Genomic DNA, 21230 nt, shown 5'->3' with positions numbered 1-21230 from the left:
GTGATACCCTTTTTCTTTTGTCACCATTGCTATGAGGTTGGCTCTTCGTCCTTGAGCGCATCAAGAATTTGTCTTGCCAGCTTTTCTCCAATAGAAAGTGTACGGAAATCATCCACGGAGGCTTCTTTAATTTTCTTAAGCGATCCGAAATGCTTAAGCAGCGCTTTACGGCGCTTCTCACCTATACCAGGTATAGAGTCCAGCTTGGAGGTAACCATGGACTTCCCGCGCTGTTCACGGTGGAAGGTGATCGCGAACCTATGGACTTCATCCTGAATCCGTTGCAAAAGGTAAAATTCCTGACTGTCCCGGGCTAGCGCGACAGGTTCTGGCGGATCTCCAACCAAAAGCTGAGCCGTCTTATGCTTATCATCCTTAACAAGGCCGCAGACCGGAATGAATAATCCCAGCTCATTCTCCAGAATATCAATAGCAGAGGAGATTTGCCCTTTCCCGCCATCGACCACGATAAGATCCGGTATCGGAAGATTCTCCTTCAATACCCGTTCATATCGCCGCCGAATGACCTCGCGCATCGTTCCATAATCATCCGCACCCACTACCGTACGAACCTTATATTTACGATACTCTTTTCGTGCAGGCTTGCCATCAATGAAGACAACCATCGCTGAGACCGGGTTAGTTCCCTGAATGTTCGAGTTATCGAACGCCTCAATGCGGCTCAAGCGTTCAAGACCCAAGCTCTCACCTAAGCTGATCGCTGCTCCAGAGGTACGCTCTTCATCCCGTTCAATCAGCCGGAATTTCTCGTCGATAGCCACTCTTGCATTTTGACAGGCCATGCCAACCATCTGCTTCTTAAGGCCGCGTTGTGGCACAAGCACCTTAATGCCCAGCCACTCCTGCAGAATGGAGGCGCCGCCGGCGGCATCCACGATCCCAGCTGCAGCAGCTTCCTCCGCCGCCGTCGCACGTGCCTCAGCCTCTTCAGCCGATTCAGGAGTATCTTCACCCTGTTGTAAATCCGCTTCTGCTGGAGCAGCTATCGTGATCTCAGGTTTAGTCTCTTTATTAGCCAGAGACTCCTCATCGAGCACATCCGGCAGCAGAATCTCCTGCGGCAAAGCGGGATTATCACTGTAATACTGCGTCACATAAGACATAAAGTCACTGTAGGCTTCACCATAGAACGGGAACACGGAGGAATGGCGCTGGATCATCTTCCCTTGTCTCATGTACAGAATCTGTACACACATCCATCCCTTGTCTACAGCATAACCAAATACGTCCCGGTCCTTAGTATCTGTAGTGTTGATCTTCTGCTTCTCCATCAATGCATCGATATGGATAATCTGATCCCGCAGTTCCTTCGCCCGCTCAAAATATAACTCCTCAGCAGCTTCTTGCATTTTTTGCTGTAAATCCTTTTTAACCGCCTCATGACCTCCGCCTAGAAAAGCAGCGATATCCTGCGTAATCTGCTCATACTCGGATTTCTGAACCTCCTTCTCACACGGTGCCAGACACTGGCCCATGTGATAGTAAAGACAGACCTCCTTTGGCATCACACCGCATTTACGAAGCGGGTACATACGATCTAGGAGCTTTTTTGTCTGCTGAGCAGCATAAGCATTAGGATAAGGGCCAAAATATTTTGCTTTATCTTTAATCACCCGGCGTGTAACCTCAAGGCGCGGGTGAGTTTCATTCGTTATTTTTATATAAGGAAACGTCTTGTCGTCTTTCAAAAGCACATTATAACGCGGCATATGTTTCTTAATCAGATTACACTCTAGAATGAGCGCTTCCATGTTACTGGACGTAACGATGTATTCGAAATCAGCAATATTAGCGACAAGCCGCTGCGTTTTACCATTATGACTGCCTGTAAAATAAGACCGCACCCGATTCTTGAGTACCTTCGCTTTGCCCACATAAATAATAGTGCCTTCCTGATTCTTCATCAGATAGCAGCCAGGCAGATCGGGTAGTAGTGCCAGTTTATTGCGGATATTGTCCAAAATGATCCCCTCCAGCTAAATTGGACCCATGATTAGTTGGCATTCAGCACACAAAACGCCTCCGGAATGAACCGAAGGCGCTGAGTGGCAGGGCCGAGGCCCGAACAGTAGCATCTATCAATTATTGATGTTTTGCTACGATATTTTTCAGGGATTCTTTGGAGTTCAGTCCCACAACTTTATCTACCGGTTGACCATCTTTGAAGAAGATCAGAGTTGGGATACTCATAACACCAAAACGGGAAGCCGTTTCCGGATTCTCATCCACATTCAATTTTGCAATTTTCACGTCGTCTCCCAGCTCTGTGGACAATTCATCCAAGATTGGAGCGAGCATTTTACAAGGACCACACCAAGGAGCCCAGAAGTCTACTACTACAGTACCTTGACCTTCCACTTCGTTACTGAAGGATTGGTCAGACACGTTCACGATAGCCATGATATTGTTCCTCCTTTAAGTTTTGCGAAGCATCACGCACATCTTAAGCCAAAGCTTAGTTCATGGAAGCTGCTCCGAAATATGAGTTAATAAATTGTTTCATGTAATATGATAACCAAATTACCACTTACCGACACATTACAAGTATAACATATCTTTATGGGATATGTGAAATATCACTCGCAATTATATTGCCTTCAATGTATTTTTTTTGCGTACTCTTTTCTTTACAACCTCCCCAGCATTTCGGTATACTTAAAGAAAGCGCATTAATTGTCAATGACTTATTTCATAAAACTAATGTCAATTTGCATCTAACAATACAGGGCTTGTCCCTGTAAGGAGGCAGAAACTATGGATGTTAACGCGCAAGTACGGGACCCACGAGAACATATCAACGAAGAACCCCGCAATGATCTTGGGGATTTAATGACCGGATTTTTCGGAATGACCACGTTTATGACGGTTGTCTTTTTCGGAATGGTCATCCTTAAATTCATTCTCTCGGAGTAAAGGAATCATCGCACAATAAAAAGAAGCTGTCTCAAAAGTAGTGAATGCTACTTATGGGACGGCTTCTTTTTTTGAGAATAATGAGGGAAAACCTCCCTGATTATAGCCGATATTTGCTATAAATGAACGGAATCAGGGAATTCCTCCCTAATAATCGGGAGAATATCTATTTTCGCTGACGAATCAGTTCATTTTTAGGGAGATATTCCCTAATTAGTAGTCTAATGAGCAGAAACCTCTGAATTTTAGGGAGGTATTCCCTAATTATCGATCAGAGTGAGTATGCCCGCCAGATGTTGCAACCGGAAAGTGTGTTTGGACAATTAAAGTACACTCAAGACTTCCGACGATCCTGCTTCGCAGCATGGAAAAAGCGGCGTTTGAGTTCGAATAACTAAAAAAACGAAGAGCAGCGATCCTCCAATAAAAGGGGAATCACTGCTCTTTTAAATTTTACATTATGAATATTCCAGCTTATCTATTGGCCCCTCGCTGATTCTCCCCATGCAGTGGAAGCACATCCACAAAAGGAGCAATGCGATCCATTAGTCGTTGGCCTTTATAGACCTCTTCACCATCTTTGCTCGTAAAGCTAAGATGTTTCTCCAAGCCATCCAATGGATAATTCGAGGTATAGAAGGTTGGTTTGCGGTTCATCCGATAATTCAAGATCGCCCCAAGTACATGATCACGAGCCCAAGGATTCAAATTTTCCGCACCAATGTCATCAAAAATAAGCAAATCACAGTTTTTCATCGTATCGACAGTTTCCTTCATTTTCTGGCCATCCATCATGATCGATTTCAAGTCCTCTATAAAGTCTGGCATGTATACGATCACTCCGGTATATCCAGCAACAGCAAGCTCATGCAGCAAATAACACATCAAAAAAGTTTTGCCTGTTCCGAAAGAGCCATGTAAATAAATGCCGCGTGAAGTCAGGCCTTCCTCTTTAACACTGGTGATATAATCAAATATTTTATTCACAGCCGAGACCCGACGCGGGTCTTTGCCCATAATATCTATCTCATCATAACCGCCGTTAAGTACACGCTCGTCCACATAAAAGCTACGAATACGTTTGCGGATATTATCCTGATTATCTTGTGCCACTTTAAGTCGGCATGCCGTCTTGCGTTCATATAGATCCACTGAACCATTCACAGTTTCTACCGTTAGTTTACTATAATGGCCAGGAAAATCATTTGGACACTTCTCTAGTCCTGGGCAGTTCGCACAGTTTCGGCTTTCCTCTACATATTGATACAGGCGACTCATATGAAGCCGCAGTCGTGATTCGTCCAGCTCAGGATGTTCGGACTGTAATGCCTTCACAAGTGGATGATTGAATAACCCCTGTTCAAGATCGCGTTGACGCTGCCGTAGAGTTGGATTGTTGATCGAACGAAGTACATCGCCCATAGACTCCATTGTTCCACCTCTCTTTCATTAAGGCGTTTGCGATACGCCTTTTTTCTTACTAGCCTTAATTTCTGCCGCTTTCTTCATCATCGCCGCGAATTCCTCTTCCGATACTGTTCCGGCACTTCCATCATCCAGCACAATCGGAATTTCCGGTTTATTGGATCGGCCTGTATTTTTGGCATAAGAACGTGATCGTGTACCTCCAGCAGTATTAGCCGTTGTCCCCTTGCCCTTCACTTTGGACTGATCTCTAATATATCTTACAGCCTTCTCATAGGTGTTCACTTGTTTAACCAGCATATTGGAGGCGATAGCCTCTACAAAATTGCGGTTCATCCGCTGTTCTCCACCCGAAGCTACCATAGTCATTAAATAATGAATGAGTACATTAATTACTTCACCGCTCAGCTTATAGTTCAGATCTATTTTCTCGAACATATCCATCAGATGGCTGGGCACTGCACCCGGGAAAAAGGTTTGTAGCAGTCTTGTATAAGGTTCGTTACGCAGCATCATATTATATTGGTGAATGTCGCATTTGGACAAAAATTGTGGCGGTACTTCTACATAATACTCCATCTCAACTGATTGCTCTGGTGGTGCTATAGAATCATCATTCTCTTCGGTCGCACTGGTCCGGATGGAAACAACTTTTGCAGCTGCAATTTCACGTTTTTCCTGTCGTTTCATATCTTGCCTGAAATGTTGGCTCGCTTTATATTGCAACGCATCCAGCATTACCTCGCCCTCCGGTGAGAACACACCATCCTCATCCAGCAAACGACATAAATCCTGCGGACTCAGTTCGTATTTATGAGCAACATAGTTAATTACACCCATTTGAGTATGGTCGAAGCGCAGTTTTTCTACATGAGCCCGATTCACAGACTCCCGTGGAAAACGCAAAATAATGTCACTATATCCGATTGCCTGCTCTCCGGATTCAAGCGTGCCGGGCTGTCGAACAGAGGCTACCTCTGCCAAAGCTTGCTCCAGCTCATAATCAATGACATGTGTATTAAGTTGAAAAATATCATAAAAAGGCACGGAAATATTCTCTTTGCCTATAGATCTGCGACTCCACTCTTCCGGCTCGCGATTCCAGAACTGTTCCCGTAAGGACAGCACAGCAAATTTGCCAATCTTATCACGTAACAGCAAGGTTAAATGCTGAGTGGCAAAAAAGTCGGCTGGCGATAGCGGCGGCATTAGCTCATATTCATATAAATAATCATCTGTTTCCGGCACATAGATTCGACAGGTCTGCAACAGACCCACTGCTTCTAACCGGGAAGCCTGATCAATTAAATATTTGCGGCCTTTCTCATTGGGTTCAACACCCAAAGTCATAAATAGCCTGCGCTGTTGCTCCACTCCAGAATAGCCAATGCTATCTGCTGGCACATGTTCAACCAGCAAGCGATAGAAACTGATTGCAAAGGCTCCCACCATAGGTTGATATACAGAGCTAAGCATACGTCCATCTATAACACTAAGACCAAATTCGCGGGAAACGCAGTACCGATGATGTTCGGTGAAATGATGTAAGTTACTCATCCGCATCTACGGATACCCCCTTGTTTACACGAATTCATACAGGATTCTATTCTATCACAAATTAACATAGCGAAAATGTAAATAAAATCCCAATTTCGACTCTTTTCGCAATATAATCAACTTCTTCTTACGAATATCTACCTCTATTAAACAAGAAGAAACGGCTTCGCCGTCCTCTAAAGAGGAAGGTATCCCGTTTCTCGCAGAAATATAAGACTGATTCATAACATAGGCTCTTTCGAATCTTTAAAACATCTTGTAACCGCCAAAGCGCAGCTTTTGAATGGTCCATCCACTAAGTATAGCACCTGCAAGACCAGCGACACCTGTAAGATAATCAACAAAGTGGAAACTGGAGAGATGCTCCCAGAGCGACATCGCGTTTCTATCCCAAATAGAATAGATTACGACGGGTAGAATAATAAGTACGAATAGATAAGCGGGGAACCAGGTTGTCTTCATTAACATGTTAAGAATAAAGCCGATACCAAACATCATCACAAAGAATAAAACGGCTAGGATAAACACTGGAATAAATCCCATCTTACCGTCTCCACCCCTTTCTATAAAGAAGCGCACATCTTTTACAAGCTAGTAGTAAGTTTACTAGAAAAAATGTCACGAAGCAATGAACTTTATTCAAATTCACGCACTAATTCGCACACTTACAGGATGCCTCCGTTTGCTCTTGGCGGCTTGATTGCGATACAATGCAAGTAGATTAATCAGATCATACATAGCCTATGAAGCAGATGCTTCGTAAGACTAAGTTTATGCTTCAATTGCGAGTTTTACGCGATGTTATTTTGGGCGAGGCTTATGCTTCGTAAAACTAAGCGTATGCTTTCGGAGCAAGTTTTACGCGATGTTATTTCAACGAGGCTTATGCTTCGTAAAACTTTTAAGGAGTGAGATCATGATCGAAGCCGCTTTGACACTGGAAGGCTGGTATGCACTGCATGACTTCCGCTCTCTGAACTGGACCGCTTGGACGGCAGCAGATGATGAAGAACGTGCCGTTGCCCTGGAAGAACTACATGCTTTTATGCAGGAATGGAGCCCTGTTGAGGAAGCTAAAGAAGGCAGCACCGCAGTATACTCCATAGTGGGCCAAAAGGCCGATTTTGTAATGATGTTTTTGCGCGAAAGCCTAGAAGCTTTGAACCAACTTGAGACCGCCTTTAACAAAATCGCTTTTGCTCAATATACAACCAAAGCTTATTCATATGTAAGTATTGTTGAATTAAGCAACTACGCTGCTGGTGGCAGTGGCAGCGACGGCAGCGATCCAATGCAGAATCCGCATGTTGCCGCACGGCTAAAGCCTATTTTACCGCAAGCGAAACACATCTGTTTCTATCCTATGAACAAAAAACGCGAGCTTGCCGATAACTGGTACATGCTTGATATGGACAAACGCCGGGAACTCATGGCTTCACACGGGTTAATTGGACGTTCATATGCAGGCAAAGTGAAGCAAATTATCACCGGCTCCGTCGGTTTTGATGACTGGGAATGGGGCGTGACTCTGTTCGCTGAAGATGCACTGCAATTCAAAAAGCTGGTATACGAAATGCGTTTTGACGAAGTAAGTGCTCGTTACGGCGAATTCGGACCTTTTTATGTCGGCAATCTGCTGACTGAAGAATCTTTTGAAGAAATGCTCAAGCTGTAATAACAAAAAAGGGTGTGTCTCCAGTTCGTATGGAGACACACCCTTTTTACTACCATATTATTAGATTAAGACACCGAAGTTCCTGAATCCTCATCTTCGTTATCCTCATCATCTTCACGTAAACTTTCCAGATATTCAGCCGTGGCCCGATCCCGAGCGCGCCCTTTATCCTTCAGGCGTTCGATACCAGGGAGAATGAGCAGATCAATTTCCTTCTGAACGATATAAGCCAGATCATACTGGTTCTGATCCTCCAGATAAGATCCAACCTCTATCAGTCCGTTATAACGGTCCAATTCTTCCCGAGTCAGCAGTCCGCGTACCTGTACGCTGCAATGGCGCATCTTATAAGAATCTTCCTTTTTTCAGAACCAGCGGAATTCCGCCGATAATGAACAAGTAGCGCATATCTACAACTTTTTTCAACTGAGCGGCAGTCCAGCCCTTGTAAGTTTTACTGCCTACTACAGCGATTCCTTGGCCTTTGCCTAGGGAAGCTACGGTTCCTTTATTGCTGAATGCGAATTTCTTCGGCTGTTGATTGCGGATTGCTGCCACCAAATTATGCGCACAGCATTCACCCTGCTGCATAGCAATTTGAGCGGTTGGCGGGTAAGGGCGTCCTTCCGGATTAATCATAAGGGAGCCATCACCAATAATGAAGATATTCTCTTGGCCCGGTGCACGTAGATATTCATCTACCTTCACGCGCCCACGCATAGCTTCAAATCCGGCAGCCTCAATAAGACGATTGCCACGGATTCCGCCTGTCCAAATAATTGTGGAGGCTTTGATTTCTTCGCCTGATGCCAGAATCACCCCGTTTGGCAGACACTCCTTGATCGCAACCCCCATCTTGAAGGTAACTCCCTTTTTGGTGAGCAAGTCCATCGCATACTCAACAAGCTCAGGAGCAAAACCAGGCAGTGCTGTCGGAGCAGCCTCTACGTTATATATATTAACCATACTTGGATCAACGTCATATTCTTTACACAGTCCAGGGATACGGTCAGCTAATTCAGCTACAAATTCGATACCGCTAAAGCCGGCACCACCGACAACAAAATTAATATGCTCCTGAGCATTGTTCTCGTTCTTGTACTTAGCGAATTGATATTCAATATGCTCGCGAATTAAACGAACGGAATTGATGCTCCGGATTGTCAGTGCGTATTTATCAAGTCCAGGAATACCAAATGTTTCAGGCTCTCCACCTAAAGCAATGACAAGATAATCGTACGATAGGGTACCATCCTCCAAAATAATCTTTTTCTGCTGAGTACGAATTTCCTGAACAGATGACTTCACGAGGTCGATCTTGAATTCATCGATTAGTTTCGAAATGGACACCCGAGTGTGTTCAATACTGTCCGTACCCGCGGCAGGCATATGTAGATGGGTAGTAAAATAGTGGTACTCGTGACGGTTTACAAGCGTGACATCCGCTTCATTATAATTCAAAGCCTTCTGCAAGCGCTGTGCGGTCAAAATACCCCCATAGCCCGCGCCTAAGATAACGATTTTGGGAATACTACTCATGTTCCGGCTCCTTCCAAGAGGTAAATCTGTCTTTGTATTTTTTATTGAAACAATGTACGGTCCTTTTTGTGAATTTATACACTTATATTTAGAAGAAATTCCAATCAAACTTGAAGCATTTCTAAATTGACCATATCCATTGTAAACCTTAGTGTAGCATTAATCAAACATTAAAATACTAAAAAACGTCACACTTTTATTGACTTCTAAAGTCTTTCTTTGCAGGTATGTGTCACAATGATTATAATAAGTAGGTACACAAGTATGGCAAAATGAATATATCAACTCGGAGGTGTAATATCCCGTGACCCAAGAGCAATCCAGCGTTCCTATGAGCGACCTTTTAATCATAGGTGGCGGGCCAGCTGGCATGTTTGCCGCATTTTACGGCGGAATGCGTCAGGCATCAGTAACCCTTATTGAAAGTATGCCCCAATTGGGGGGACAACTTGCTGCCCTTTATCCAGAAAAATACATTTATGATGTGGCAGGTTTTCCAAAAGTAACAGCACAAGAATTGGTCGACAACCTGTCTCGGCAAATGGATATGTTCCAATCCAATATCCGGCTGGAGGAGAAAGTGATTTCTGTTCAAAAACGGGACGAACGTCATTTTGTGGTTACAACCGATGTAGCCGAATACCACAGTAAGGCGATCATCATTACAGCTGGTGTAGGTGCATTTGAACCTCGTCGTTTGGAATTACCCAACGCTGGACGTTTTGAAAAAGCAAACCTCCATTATTTTGTAAATGATCTAAATGCCTTTAAAGATAAAAAAGTTCTGATCAGCGGTGGCGGTGACTCTGCAGTTGACTGGGCACTCATGCTGGAACCCATCGCTGAACAGGTAACCCTGATTCACCGCCGGGATAAATTCCGTGCGCATGAACATAGCGTTGAGAACCTGATGGCTTCCAAGGTTAACGTAGTTACCCCTACTGAAATTACAGAGCTGCATGGTGAAGAGTTCATTACTAAGGTTACATTGTCAAATATCAAGACCAAAGAAACTCAAGAAATTGAAGTGGACAGCGTTATTGTTAACTTCGGATTCATCTCTTCCCTAGGTCCTATTGCCGAATGGGGTATTGAGATTGAGGGGAACTCCATTGTTGTTGACTCGCGTATGGAAACAAGTATTCCAGGCATATTTGCTGCCGGCGATATCACAACTTATCCTGGTAAGCTGAAGCTGATTGCTGTAGGATTTGGCGAAGCTCCAACGGCTGTGAATAATGCTAAGGTGTACATTGATCCAGAAGCCAAGCTTTCACCGGGTCACAGCAGTAATATGAAACTCTAAATCTATTAACACAATAAAAAAGGGTATTCTTACAGGCCTGTTGATAACAGCCTGTGAGGATACCCTTTTATGTTTGTTTGTGCCTCGCGGTTTTATATATGTAGCCTGCTACAAAGTTATCCTTTGCGCTTTTTAATGAAGAACCGCATGTACTGGAGAGTGTAAGTTTCGTTTGCGAATTTCAACGAGTAGAAGAGCGATGAAATCATGCTCTAGTTGCAGCTCTATTGCTCTATGGTAAGAGTCAAGCAGCATCTCATCCGACAATTCAACCATAAACTTCATCTACCTTTCCTTTATTTGGATCTGAATCTATCATATCAAACTATCATTTTTCGAACAAGCGTTCGCGTTATCCACAAGTACATGTGGAAATCCTGTGTATAAAATGTGTGTAAGCGTTATAAAGGTACTAGCTACACAGTGGACTATGGGGATAATAGTTATACACAGGATTGAACCACTTGTATACAGCTAAAAATATATTTTTATTGTAAATAAATTACAATGTTATTTACCCCAAAAGAACGCAACTAAACGCAATTTTATCTTACTACTCTATTATCGTCAATTCTTAAAATAATTGTTAATTTATTGAGGTCTTGTATTAACCTCCAGAATCCATATTTTCCCCGAATAATCTACAGCATAATCAAAGCCCAGCTCACCTATTCCCGGAAAATGCCGTTCCATAATTCCGATACATACATGGGTTAGTCTCCGCATTTCTGCTTTCTTCGCTGAAGCTTTAATCCGCGGCAACGATCTACGAAGTCCTTCACGACATGATAGCATCGTTCCCCCTTTACAAAGATTGGTCACGAACAGACCTGGCCGAGCCAATCTACCTACCATGGAGCGAAATTCCCAAACATCACCATTTTTAACTACTTTGACCCGATAATCAATAGGCCGCCCGCCGATTCTCGCCAGGGAAATCCCTTGTTGAATCAAATATCTGCGTCTTGCTTTCACAGTATTAAGCGCACGTCTCATGGATCCAAAATCCTTGTAAATTCGAGTTCTGTCCATATAGGTGAATCCATAACCGCGACTATCCCGAAAAACTTTGATTACACCGTAACCTCCGCCACCCACAATAGGTTTAATGACAACATTTCCATATTTACGAAGCATTGCCAGGAGCGTTTCTGCCCTGTACCCCCTCGTCATTGGGATATAGGGTGCAACCCGAGCATCGGTCAGCAACGCCTCTGTCTTCAGCCACTTACTGGCCAATTGTCTTCCTGCCATCGTCCTTTCCCTCCCTTCACAATCCAGCCTACCCTATACATTACTCAGAGAAGGTCTCGCCCTCTTGTATGATTGTCCGTGTAAGATGCCGCTCTTAGCAAAAAGGGCTTAGTGTTTAGCACAGCATCAGTCGACAGCGACAGGGTACAACCGCGGATTTTGTAGATTCAGTTCTCAAGAAATTCGACATCATTATCTTAATGGATGAGTTCACTATAACTAGAATAATCTTCAAAATCGTTGTATTATTAATAGCGGTTACATTTTCAATTTCTACTATTATAGTGAGTACTAACAGAATCACTAAAAAGCACAGCGCGGGGAGGGCTCAGAATGGCACAGTTTTTTGAGGTTTTATATTGGGTGGCTATGCTTGGGATGTCCATTGTATTGGCTGGAACGACTATACTGATCTGCGCCATCGGCTTTAAATTTATTAAAGACAAACGCAGAGCACTGGGTACGGGCTGTATCGCCTTCTCCCTTGGAGCTGCAGCGCTCATCGTATTTATGATTAATTACAAGTTTATTATTCCAGCCTAATGTACGCAGGGACTGCCTATAAGCAGCTTATTTCTATGAACAGACGGTCCGACCATCGCAAAAAAAACAACAGAGCAGCGATTCTCCAGTTATGTGGATAATCGCTGCTCTGTGTTTTTAAACAATAGCTATCTGCTTCAACAGCGTCTTTAACCCATAAGCGTTTCGGACCCAGATGACGTTATTTGCAGATTTTCAACCTTTTAGGCGTGGTTTCGGACTCCAGTGACACTATTGCTTAAAAAGAGCTTCATATTTACTGATTTTCATAGCAATAGCGGCAATGCGGTCCGTTGGCACCACAAATATGGGGAAATGCGGCGTTTAGGGTCATCTGTGTCCGATACAAGGTTCGCGATACATGGTTTGCTTCCTATGTAAAAGAATAAAGAGCTACCCCAGCGCACATTAAATGGCTTCTGAGAAACTCCCCTTTTACTCATAAATCTAGCGACAGGCGTATCATATCTATGACTTGAATCCCATTTTCAAAGATCTCTTCGCTGTAATGCCTAATAAAAAAGTCTCTATCAATTCCGGTGATTCTGAATCCGCATTTCTGATAAAGTGCCAATTGTCCAACGCTCGAATTTCCTGTGCCAATTTCAATGGTTTTTGCCCCAAGCAGCTTGGCATTCTGAATCGCATGGTTCAGCAGCTGTTTTCCTATACCTTGCCCGTGTTTATTTTCGTCGACGGCGATATTAACAATCTCTACAGTCTCCGGTCTTGTCTGCAGCACAACGTAGACTCCGATGATGCTGTTATCTACCTCAGCCACACAACATAACCCTCTTCGTAAATATCCGTTAACTAAGCTCTCCGAAGGATCTGCTAATAGAAGTAATTCTAATGGAGGCTGTTCACCAGCTTTTAATTTTCTGATTTCCATTTCCGAACTCCTTGTGATGATTTTTGTCATTGAGAATAAAAAAACTCCAAGCCTGTGTTGTTAGAATCCAACACGGGCTTGGAGCCGTGATTGCTGCTATTAGCAAGGCTCTTCGTTAGGTTTCCCTGCATCCGTAGCTGTACGGAAGCTTGAGCCGCAGCCACAGGTTGCAGTAGCATTAGGGTTGTTGATGGTGAAGCCACCCGTCATGCCGGATTCTTCAAAGTCGATTTCGAGACCATCCAGGTAACGAAGGTTCTCCTTCTCCACAACCACTTTCATGTCTTGAATGTCCATATATACGTCCTGATCAGTTTCATTATCATCAAAGCCCATAGCGTACGAGAATCCACTGCAACCGCCGGGCGTTACTCCAATACGGAGGAACATGTTCGGTACTTCTTGTTCAGCAAGCATCGCCTTTAATTGTTCTGCTGCCTTTTCACTAATATTAATCATGATCTCATCCTCCTACAAATTCGTCTCACTTCATAAGCGGAAACTTATGTTTAAGAGGCCTTCCGGCCAAAAGTTATTTCTTAAAAATATAAGAAAGTATAAGTGCTGCACCTATTCTTTATGTCTTATATTTCTCGCTCAAACGCTTATCACCTTTATAAGGATGCCAATGACGTTTATGCTTGATAAATTCAGTATAACCGACTATTCCGTTACCCTCAAGTCACAACTGCCTTAGGCATGACCCTTCACAGCAAAAAACACCATCAATATCAAGCTGTTGATACCCTTAGGAGAGTAGGTTTATAATAGGGAAGGCACTCTAAGTAAAAATTCGGAAATTTGTCACGGAGGCAAGCTCGCCTCTTTCTTTTTTAGAATGAACAGCTACCACTTGGGTACGTCTGGAATTTATCTTCGAGCAATCTGCTCGTAAACTTTCAGGAGGAAATCATAATATGTCTACTCTTTTTACCCCCCACACGGATGCCCGAATGGCGAACATTATTGATAAGGTTCGCAGCGGCGAAAGATTGAATTTGGAAGATGGCGTTTATTTATATCAAAGCAACGATTTACTTACCATTGGCCAGCTAGCGAATGAAGTCAATATCGCCAAGAATCACAACCGGGTATATTTTATCGAAAACATGAGTCTATATTTCACCAATGTTTGCGAATCGCACTGTGCATTCTGCAATTTCCGCAAAGATGATGGAGAAGAGGGAGCCTATACCCTTTCCGGTCAGGAAATGGTGCAATATGTCGAACAGCATATCCACCCGGGCGTACGCGAATTCCACATTGTTGGTGGCCATAACGACAAGGTTCCCTTCCAATATTATGTGGATTCTTTAAAGGCTTTGAACGAACGTTTCCCTGAGGTTACCTTAAAAGCCTACACTGCCGCTGAGATTGATTTCTTTACCCGTATTAGCGGTTTGAGTATTCGTGAGGTACTGGAACAATTGCGTGCTGCTGGACTTAAAACACTCACCGGTGGTGGCGCAGAGATATTATCCGACCAATATCGTAAAAAAATGCGTGTAGACAAAGCTAATGTGGAAGAATATCTGGAAGTCCATCGGACAGCACATCAGCTTGGGATGAAGACCCATACCACTATGCTGTACGGCTCCATTGAATCTCACGAAGACCGTATCCGCCATATGATGCAAATCCGTGATTTGCAGGACGAAACCAATGGCTTTATGGTATTCATTCCATTGTCCATGCAGCCTAAGAATAAAAACGCTGGCATCATGCGCCGCAACTCTGCTTATGAGGATCTGAAGACCATTGCGATCAGCAGATTGATGTTGGACAATTTCGATCACATCAAAGCGTACTTCATTAACATTGGCCCTCAGCTTACTCAAGTTGCGCTGAACTTCGGTGCATCAGACGTGCATGGCACAATTCTAAAAGAACGGATCAGCCACGCGGCTGGCGCCTTAACACCGGAAGGTCTGACTCGCGACGAATTGATCTGGCTAGTGAAAGGTGCTGGACGAATTCCTGTCGAACGTGACACTTTCTATAATGAGGTTAAGGTATACGAATAAGAAGACTACCTGAGATTTGTTATCCCATATTGGAAAGGAAGTTCGGTCAGCATGAGAACAATACTCGTTCTTGGCGGTGGCTACGGCGGCCTAGCCTTAATTCAAGAATTACTCAATAATCATCTTCCTCATGATGTTGAAATTATCTTAATTGACCGAATGCCTTATCAAGGAATCAAAACGGAATATTATGCGCTCGCCGCAGGTACCGTAACTGATTATCACCTGCGCATTCATTTTCCGGTTCACCCCCGGCTTACTGTCCGGTACGGTGAAGTGAGTTCCATTGATTTGGAGAGCAAAATAGTCAGTATGGAATCCGGTGAGATTGTATCTTATGATCTCCTAGCCATTGCTCTTGGCTGTACCGATAATTACCACAACATCCCTGGTGCTGATCAATATACCTGCAGCATCCAGACCTTTGCTGGTACTCGGGAAACCTACCGCCGTTTAAATGATGTGAAGCCTTACGGAACGATAAACATCGTAGGTGGAGGATTAAGCGGTGTTGAATTAGCCGCAGAGCTTCGGGAGAGCCGTCCAGACCTTAACATTGCTATTCTGGATCGCGGTGAACGTGTTTTGTCTGCCTTTCCGGCAAAGCTGTCACAGTACGTAGAGGAATGGTTTCATCACCATCAGGTGCAAACGCTCGGACGAATCTCTGTATCTCATGTAGAGAAGGATTCGATTTTTAACGGTACCGAGGAAATCCTTTCAGATGTGACAGTATGGACCGCAGGAATTCAACCTGTAAAAGTAGTTCAAGATTTGAATGTGTCGAAGGACCGCGGTGGACGGATTATGCTGGATGAGTATTATCGTATACCGGATTATCCTGAGGTATATGTGATTGGTGACTGTGCCAGTCTGCCATTTGCACCAAGCGCACAAGCCGCTGGAGCACAGGGTGAGCAGGTAGCTCAGGTTATTCAAGCCACCTGGCGCGGTGAGACTCCTAAGCTTCATCCTATTCGCCTGAAGGGTACTTTAGGGTCACTAGGCAAAAAAGCAGGATTCGGACTTATGGGACAACGCTCCGTCAAAGGACGGGTTCCCCGCATCCTCAAGAGCGGAGTGCTCTGGATGTCGAAACGCACTTTAGGATAAGCCTAAGATTGGTTCATAAGTATTCAACGAAGCTACTCTCAGATAAACACGAGAGTAGCTTTCTTACGTTATTGGTGCGTATACCCTACGGACTCAGATATCCTTATTCGCAAATTTTTAGCCTTTGGAGGAGAGTTTCGGACTCCAGTGAAGTTATTGCTTATAATGAGGTTCATTTATGCTGCTTTTCAGGTGAATAGTGACTATGGGGTCCGATAGCTATCCAAATGTAGGAAGACACTCAATATAAGGTCACCTGAGTCCGGTGGCACCTTCACGGTAGCACCTGCACTCTCCAATATGTTGCCTAATCGATCAAATTGGTGGATTTTGTTCAAGCAAGGTTCCAAAAAGAGGGAGCACTCCATAATTTAGATTATGGAGTGCTCCCTCTTTTTTTCTCGAGAAATTTAGTCAAGATCTATATTAAACCAAGCCTCAAGCTCTTTGATCTTGGCTTCAATTTTCTCTTCTAGCTCTGCAACAGTGTCTGCTGCAATAATGTCACCTTCAACCATGGCGAAAGGCATTAAATAACACTCTCCACAATTGTTCAGACATCCGTATTCAATGACATCATAATCCGGATTTTCCTCCAGCTTATGCATTAGCTTGTCTGTTCCGTGACCCATGTTGCTGGAACAAAATTCAATAATTGGTCTCATGATGATCTCCCTATTCCGCCTAACCATTTTATTTTTTAACTTTTTGTACTATAATGAACTTACGAAAGGAGTGATTGAGAAATGAGTGAGAATGCACAAAGCACCGAAATGTATGATGAAGTACTAGAAGTGCTGGATAAGCTTCGTCCGTTCCTGCAGCGCGATGGCGGTGACGTAGAACTGGTCGATGTGGAAGACGGCATCGTTAAGTTGAAACTTATGGGTGCCTGCGGCAGCTGCCCAAGCTCCACGATCACCTTGAAAGCCGGGATTGAACGCGCCCTCCTTGAAGAAGTAGAAGGCGTTGAAGAAGTAGTTCAAGTATTCTAAATCCCGTTTAATAACCCTCCCGATTCTCCTGTGAAGGAGATCGGGATTTTCTTATTATAGAGGATTTAACATTCTCTCACAACCTTAGAACATAAAACCCGCAAGCCAACTTGGCTGCGGGTTCTTGTTATGACTATAGACGAATTTAGCTTAATTCCTTAAAACGCTGGAATGATCGCACCTTCGTACTTTTCTTCAATGAAAGCTTTAGCTTCTGGAGAATTCAGGGCAGCAACCAGCTTTTTGATGGCTTCGGAATCTTTATTGTCTTGACGGGTTACCAAAATGTTAGCATAAGGGGAATCTACACCCTCGATGAACAGTGCATCTTTAGTTGGCACAAGACCAGCGTCTAGTGCAAAGTTCGTGTTGATCAAAGCAAGGTCTACCTCATCCAGTTGACGTGGGAGCATAGCTGCTTCCAACTCAATGATGTCGAGGTTTTTCTTGTTTTCAGTGATATCTGCTTTCGTTGCAGCAATGTTTGTATCATCTTTCAAGGTAATCAGACCATTTTTTGCAAGTAGGATTAGTGCACGGCCACCGTTAGTAGCATCGTTCGGAATGGCAACTTTTGCACCATCAGCCAACTCATCGATCGATTTGATTTTTTTGGAATAAGCTCCAAAAGGCTCAACGTGAACGGATGCAACGGAGACCAGATCTGTTTTATTATTTTTGTTTTGGTCATCCAGATACGGTTGGTGTTGGAAAAAGTTAGCGTCTAACTCCTTCTCATCAAGCTGCACGTTAGGTTGAATATAGTCAGTAAATTCTTTAATTTCAAGTGTAATTCCATCTTTTTCAAGCAATGGAGCAATAGCCTTCAAAATTTCAGCATGAGGCACAGGTGAGGCACCAATAACCAGTTTCACAGGATCTTTAGTAGGTTCACTTGTTGCTTCTGCATTTGGTGCTGTTGTAGCAGCCGAGCTCCCAGCATTATTAGATGCATTGTTGTTACCGCAAGCCGCAAGCACCGCAACCAGTGTCAGGCTAAAAAATGTAAGTAGTACTTTTTTCATTGTAAATCCCCCTCTAATCTATATTTTGTATTGAATAAGGATATATATGGATGTACCTTATTTCCGTGTGTAATGTTTTACGAGTCGGTCACCGGCCATTTGTAGCAATTGCACCAGTACGACAATAAATATTATAGAAACAATCATAATCTCCGTCTCATAGCGGTGGTAGCCGTAACGAATCGCCAAGTCACCTAATCCGCCACCCCCAACCATACCAGCCATTGCTGTATAGGAGACCAGTGTAACCAGTGTGATCGTAACTCCAGCTAGCAGACCTGGACGAGCTTCTGGCAAAAGAACACGCATAACGATTTGGTTCGTCGATGCTCCCATACCTTGTGCGGCTTCGATGACTCCGCGGTCTACCTCTCTTAACGACGTCTCTACCAAGCGGGCAAAAAACGGAGCTGCACCAATCACCAGAGGTGGAATCGTACCGAGTACACCAATTGAGGTTCCAACAACGGCTTTGCTGAAAGGAATGAGAGCCACCATCAAAATGATAAAGGGTACGGAGCGTAAGATATTTACAAGTAATGATAAGACCGAGTAAGTTACTCTGATTACTATACTATTCGATTTCCCCCATAAATACAATAGAATTCCGAGTGGTAAACCAAGAATAATTGTGAACAATCCGGAAAAAAATATCATTTTTATAGTAGCAACCGTAGCATCCATCATTTCTTGCCAATTTAGATCTGCAAAATTCATTACGAAATCACCTCCACATCAAGGCCTTGAGCAATTAGTCTGGAGATCGTTACAGCAATCGCCTCAGCTGGCCCTTCGAACCGCACAATCATCTGTCCATAAGGCACATCTTTAATCGTTGAGATGGTACCATGTAAGATTGCAAAGCTTACACCCGTATCACGCACGACATCGGATAGTGCCGAGCCGTAAGTTTTTTCTCCGAAAAAAGTAATTTTGACAGCTTGAGAGTTATCCCCGGCAGCAGCATCAAGCGCCACTCGAAGAGGCCCTTCATTCTGTGTCTCACTGCGGATGAAATCGCGTGTAACCTCATGCTGCGGCTTGAGAAATACCTCTGTAACTTTGCCTTGCTCAACAATCCCACCACCATGAATGACCGCGACACGGTCGCAGATGCTCTGGATTACATGCATTTCATGTGTGATCAGCACAATGGTCAAATGGAATCTTTTATTAATATCGAGCAGCAGCTTAAGAATGGAGTCCGTTGTCTGGGGATCAAGCGCAGAAGTGGCCTCGTCACACAGCAGTACATCAGGGTCACTGGCTAGTGCCCGGGCGATGCCGACCCGCTGCTTTTGTCCTCCAGATAACTGAGAAGGATACTTATCTGTATGTTCTTCAAGCCCAACTAGAGCGAGCAGATCTTTCACTTTTGTATCAATAGCTGTTCTAGATGTACCTGCAAGTCGCAGTGGAAAGGCAATATTATCATACACAGTCGCCGAAGAAAGCAAATTGAAATGTTGAAAAATCATCCCAATCTTGCGCCGCTGTTCCTGTAATTGACCTTGGTTAAGGCTAGTTAGTTCAACACCGTCTACCCAGACCTCACCTTCTGTCGGACGTTCCAACAGATTAATGCAACGGATCAATGTACTTTTCCCCGCTCCAGAGTGCCCGATGACTCCGAATATTTCACCTTTCTCGATGGACAGATTCAATCCAGAAAGCGCTGTTGCCGCATTACTCCCTTTTCCATAAACCTTTGTTATCCCTTTTAGATTAATCAACTCTCGTCGCCCCCCCTTTATATTTCACTTATTCTATACAAAAAAACCTCCAACGATCGATGCAGATCGCAAGAGGCTCTGTGGGTTTATTAAGACAATGCCTTCTCATCTGCCAACGACCGCAACCTGCGCCATTGTAGGAATTAGCACCATGACATTTGTACAACGCTTCCCGCGCTGGATACAAATCGGTTGCCGGGCTTCATCGGGCCTATCCCTCCGCCGCTCTCGATAAGATAAAGTTATGAAATTATATTTTTTCTGAAATCGTACATACTTTAATGCAAGCATAAGTATAGTGAGTTTATCGATTTTTGTCAAAAGGAAATATATTGAACGATTACGATTTTATGCTCTTTGCCCTGCTTATTTCCTTACGCAGCTGTTCATTGCTGTAGCTGAATGCCGCGATTAATGTCTTACAGTTCATTTCGAGCGATTGTTTTAAATCCTCAAGATGGCTATCCAGATCCTCGAGCTGAATTTTATCATGCAGACCTTGATGCCGCTGCCACAGATCATCCTGCATTTCAGAATTCATATAATGAATTTCAGCATTTCTGCGCTTGCGTAAATTCTCCAATGGATCGCGGTAGGAGTTCTTGATCTGTTCCAGTTGATCCGCTAATGCAGGATGCACATTCAATAATTGAAGCTGACGCAGCACTGTAAAGTAAGAAAAGTGCGTTTTTAATTTGGATGTTTTGAGATCATAAAAATGATTCAGTACCGTCCCAAGCTTGTCCAGAAGAGAGAAAACCCGGATAAAGCCATCTTTATAAAAATAAACATAACGTGCATAATCGCCCTGTTCCACCGGTGTCATATCATCCATATAACCCGCGATCACTAATTTCCGGTAAAAAGCGGCCGCGAACCAACTTTGCTCCAGTTCATCCAGAGAGGAAATCAGTCCACGTGTCCAAATCTCCAGCTTGCGGTATTCATGGTCATTATCCTCATGGGCACTCATTTCCTTGCGCAGCAATGCTGCAAAAGTGGCCATATTCTCCATCGCATCAGCCAACACACCACTGTTCTTTCGAGGCGGCTCTCCAAGTAATACCCGCAGCATATCCCAGTCCTCCTAAAGTTTTGTTCAGCGTCTGCTTCCATGGACTGCTTCGTACAAAACTCGCGACGTAAGCATCGGCCAATCAGCTCCACGATATACCGATTTCCACTTTATTATTCCGCGGGTGAAGCGCCTCTATC

The 21230-nt window shown here is 43.9% G+C and carries 23 protein-coding genes and 1 riboswitch; of the genes, 7 read left to right on the top strand and 16 right to left on the bottom strand.

Going from position 1 to position 21230, the window contains the following annotated elements; genetic code table 11:
• Positions 1-29 precede the first annotated feature (29 nt).
• Positions 30-1982, bottom strand: a complete 1953-nt coding sequence (gene uvrC / locus NST45_RS01895; RefSeq protein ID WP_339824688.1) for an excinuclease ABC subunit UvrC — start codon at positions 1980-1982, stop codon at positions 30-32.
• 121 nt (positions 1983-2103) lie between these two features.
• Positions 2104-2421, bottom strand: coding sequence for a thioredoxin (gene trxA / locus NST45_RS01890; protein ID WP_036679814.1), 318 nt, complete (start codon positions 2419-2421; stop codon positions 2104-2106).
• Between the two features lie 354 nt (positions 2422-2775).
• On the opposite strand from trxA, the gene NST45_RS01885 reads away from it, so the two are divergent.
• On the top strand, positions 2776-2934 hold the full coding sequence (locus NST45_RS01885) for a YqzM family protein (protein ID WP_094902239.1): 159 nt from the start codon (positions 2776-2778) through the stop codon (positions 2932-2934).
• 474 nt (positions 2935-3408) lie between these two features.
• On the opposite strand, the gene dnaI is transcribed toward NST45_RS01885, so the two are convergent.
• From dnaI to NST45_RS01870, 3 genes are all read right to left on the bottom strand, one after another.
• Positions 3409-4365 (bottom strand): primosomal protein DnaI, encoded by a 957-nt coding sequence (dnaI, locus tag NST45_RS01880; RefSeq protein WP_036685219.1) that lies wholly within the window; start codon positions 4363-4365, stop codon positions 3409-3411.
• A gap of 18 nt (positions 4366-4383) precedes the next feature.
• Positions 4384-5922: a helicase DnaB gene (locus NST45_RS01875; protein ID WP_339824685.1), complete on the bottom strand. Its 1539-nt coding sequence runs from the start codon at positions 5920-5922 to the stop codon at positions 4384-4386.
• 240 nt (positions 5923-6162) lie between these two features.
• Positions 6163-6459, bottom strand: coding sequence for a YuiB family protein (locus NST45_RS01870; RefSeq protein ID WP_036685224.1), 297 nt, complete (start codon positions 6457-6459; stop codon positions 6163-6165).
• Positions 6460-6832: 373 nt separating this feature from the next.
• On the opposite strand from NST45_RS01870, the gene hemQ reads away from it, so the two are divergent.
• Entirely contained in the window at positions 6833-7591 is a 759-nt protein-coding gene (gene hemQ / locus NST45_RS01865; protein WP_036685226.1) for a hydrogen peroxide-dependent heme synthase, read from the top strand.
• A gap of 65 nt (positions 7592-7656) precedes the next feature.
• Here the strand turns inward: hemQ and NST45_RS01860 are convergent, their stop codons facing one another.
• Positions 7657-7935, bottom strand: a complete 279-nt coding sequence (locus NST45_RS01860; RefSeq protein WP_036685228.1) for a hypothetical protein — start codon at positions 7933-7935, stop codon at positions 7657-7659.
• 1 nt (position 7936) lies between these two features.
• Positions 7937-9130, bottom strand: a complete 1194-nt coding sequence (locus NST45_RS01855) for an NAD(P)/FAD-dependent oxidoreductase (protein WP_036685230.1) — start codon at positions 9128-9130, stop codon at positions 7937-7939.
• A 331-nt stretch (positions 9131-9461) separates the two neighbouring features.
• Between NST45_RS01855 and NST45_RS01850 the strand changes: the two genes are divergently transcribed.
• Entirely contained in the window at positions 9462-10436 is a 975-nt protein-coding gene (locus NST45_RS01850) for an NAD(P)/FAD-dependent oxidoreductase (protein WP_036685581.1), read from the top strand.
• Between the two features lie 132 nt (positions 10437-10568).
• Here the strand turns inward: NST45_RS01850 and sda are convergent, their stop codons facing one another.
• Positions 10569-10712 (bottom strand): sporulation histidine kinase inhibitor Sda, encoded by a 144-nt coding sequence (sda, locus tag NST45_RS01845; RefSeq protein WP_036685584.1) that lies wholly within the window; start codon positions 10710-10712, stop codon positions 10569-10571.
• 315 nt (positions 10713-11027) lie between these two features.
• Positions 11028-11690 carry a YheC/YheD family protein gene (locus NST45_RS01840; RefSeq protein WP_036685231.1) on the bottom strand — a complete coding sequence of 221 codons (663 nt, stop codon included), beginning with the start codon at positions 11688-11690 and terminating at the stop codon, positions 11028-11030.
• 333 nt (positions 11691-12023) lie between these two features.
• Here NST45_RS01840 and NST45_RS01835 point away from each other — a divergent pair, with 333 nt between their 5' ends.
• On the top strand, positions 12024-12233 hold the full coding sequence (locus NST45_RS01835; RefSeq protein ID WP_036685233.1) for a hypothetical protein: 210 nt from the start codon (positions 12024-12026) through the stop codon (positions 12231-12233).
• Positions 12234-12672: 439 nt separating this feature from the next.
• Here NST45_RS01835 and NST45_RS01830 read toward each other — a convergent pair whose 3' ends face one another.
• Positions 12673-13125 (bottom strand): GNAT family N-acetyltransferase, encoded by a 453-nt coding sequence (locus tag NST45_RS01830; RefSeq protein WP_036685234.1) that lies wholly within the window; start codon positions 13123-13125, stop codon positions 12673-12675.
• A 99-nt stretch (positions 13126-13224) separates the two neighbouring features.
• The gene (locus tag NST45_RS01825) at positions 13225-13584 is read right to left on the bottom strand and encodes an iron-sulfur cluster assembly accessory protein (RefSeq protein ID WP_036685235.1); all 360 of its coding nucleotides are present in this window, start codon (positions 13582-13584) and stop codon (positions 13225-13227) included.
• A 458-nt stretch (positions 13585-14042) separates the two neighbouring features.
• On the opposite strand from NST45_RS01825, the gene mqnE reads away from it, so the two are divergent.
• Positions 14043-15149, top strand: a complete 1107-nt coding sequence (gene mqnE, locus NST45_RS01820; RefSeq protein ID WP_036685236.1) for an aminofutalosine synthase MqnE — start codon at positions 14043-14045, stop codon at positions 15147-15149.
• A 51-nt stretch (positions 15150-15200) separates the two neighbouring features.
• Entirely contained in the window at positions 15201-16262 is a 1062-nt protein-coding gene (locus tag NST45_RS01815) for an NAD(P)/FAD-dependent oxidoreductase (RefSeq protein WP_076099373.1), read from the top strand.
• 410 nt (positions 16263-16672) lie between these two features.
• Here NST45_RS01815 and NST45_RS01810 read toward each other — a convergent pair whose 3' ends face one another.
• On the bottom strand, positions 16673-16927 hold the full coding sequence (locus tag NST45_RS01810) for a YuzB family protein (RefSeq protein WP_036685247.1): 255 nt from the start codon (positions 16925-16927) through the stop codon (positions 16673-16675).
• 81 nt (positions 16928-17008) lie between these two features.
• On the opposite strand from NST45_RS01810, the gene NST45_RS01805 reads away from it, so the two are divergent.
• Complete coding sequence (locus tag NST45_RS01805; RefSeq protein ID WP_036685249.1) at positions 17009-17257, top strand: NifU family protein; 249 nt, start codon at positions 17009-17011, stop codon at positions 17255-17257.
• A 158-nt stretch (positions 17258-17415) separates the two neighbouring features.
• On the opposite strand, the gene NST45_RS01800 is transcribed toward NST45_RS01805, so the two are convergent.
• The 4 genes from NST45_RS01800 to NST45_RS01785 form a co-directional block, all read right to left on the bottom strand.
• Positions 17416-18282, bottom strand: a complete 867-nt coding sequence (locus NST45_RS01800) for a MetQ/NlpA family ABC transporter substrate-binding protein (RefSeq protein WP_036685252.1) — start codon at positions 18280-18282, stop codon at positions 17416-17418.
• 57 nt (positions 18283-18339) lie between these two features.
• Entirely contained in the window at positions 18340-18999 is a 660-nt protein-coding gene (locus NST45_RS01795) for a methionine ABC transporter permease (RefSeq protein WP_076099375.1), read from the bottom strand.
• Positions 18999-20015 carry a methionine ABC transporter ATP-binding protein gene (locus NST45_RS01790; protein WP_036685258.1) on the bottom strand — a complete coding sequence of 339 codons (1017 nt, stop codon included), beginning with the start codon at positions 20013-20015 and terminating at the stop codon, positions 18999-19001. The genes NST45_RS01795 and NST45_RS01790 overlap by 1 nt, the downstream gene beginning before the upstream one ends.
• Before the next feature lie 102 nt (positions 20016-20117).
• A riboswitch (SAM riboswitch) is annotated at positions 20118-20253 on the bottom strand.
• Between the two features lie 102 nt (positions 20254-20355).
• On the bottom strand, positions 20356-21090 hold the full coding sequence (locus tag NST45_RS01785; RefSeq protein ID WP_038573186.1) for a Cthe_2314 family HEPN domain-containing protein: 735 nt from the start codon (positions 21088-21090) through the stop codon (positions 20356-20358).
• Positions 21091-21230: the final 140 nt, after the last annotated feature.

Source organism: Paenibacillus sp. FSL R7-0163, from assembly GCF_037969975.1.
Lineage (GTDB): Bacteria > Bacillota > Bacilli > Paenibacillales > Paenibacillaceae > Paenibacillus_AQ > Paenibacillus_AQ odorifer.
This window is presented reverse-complemented; position numbering and strand designations above follow the sequence as displayed.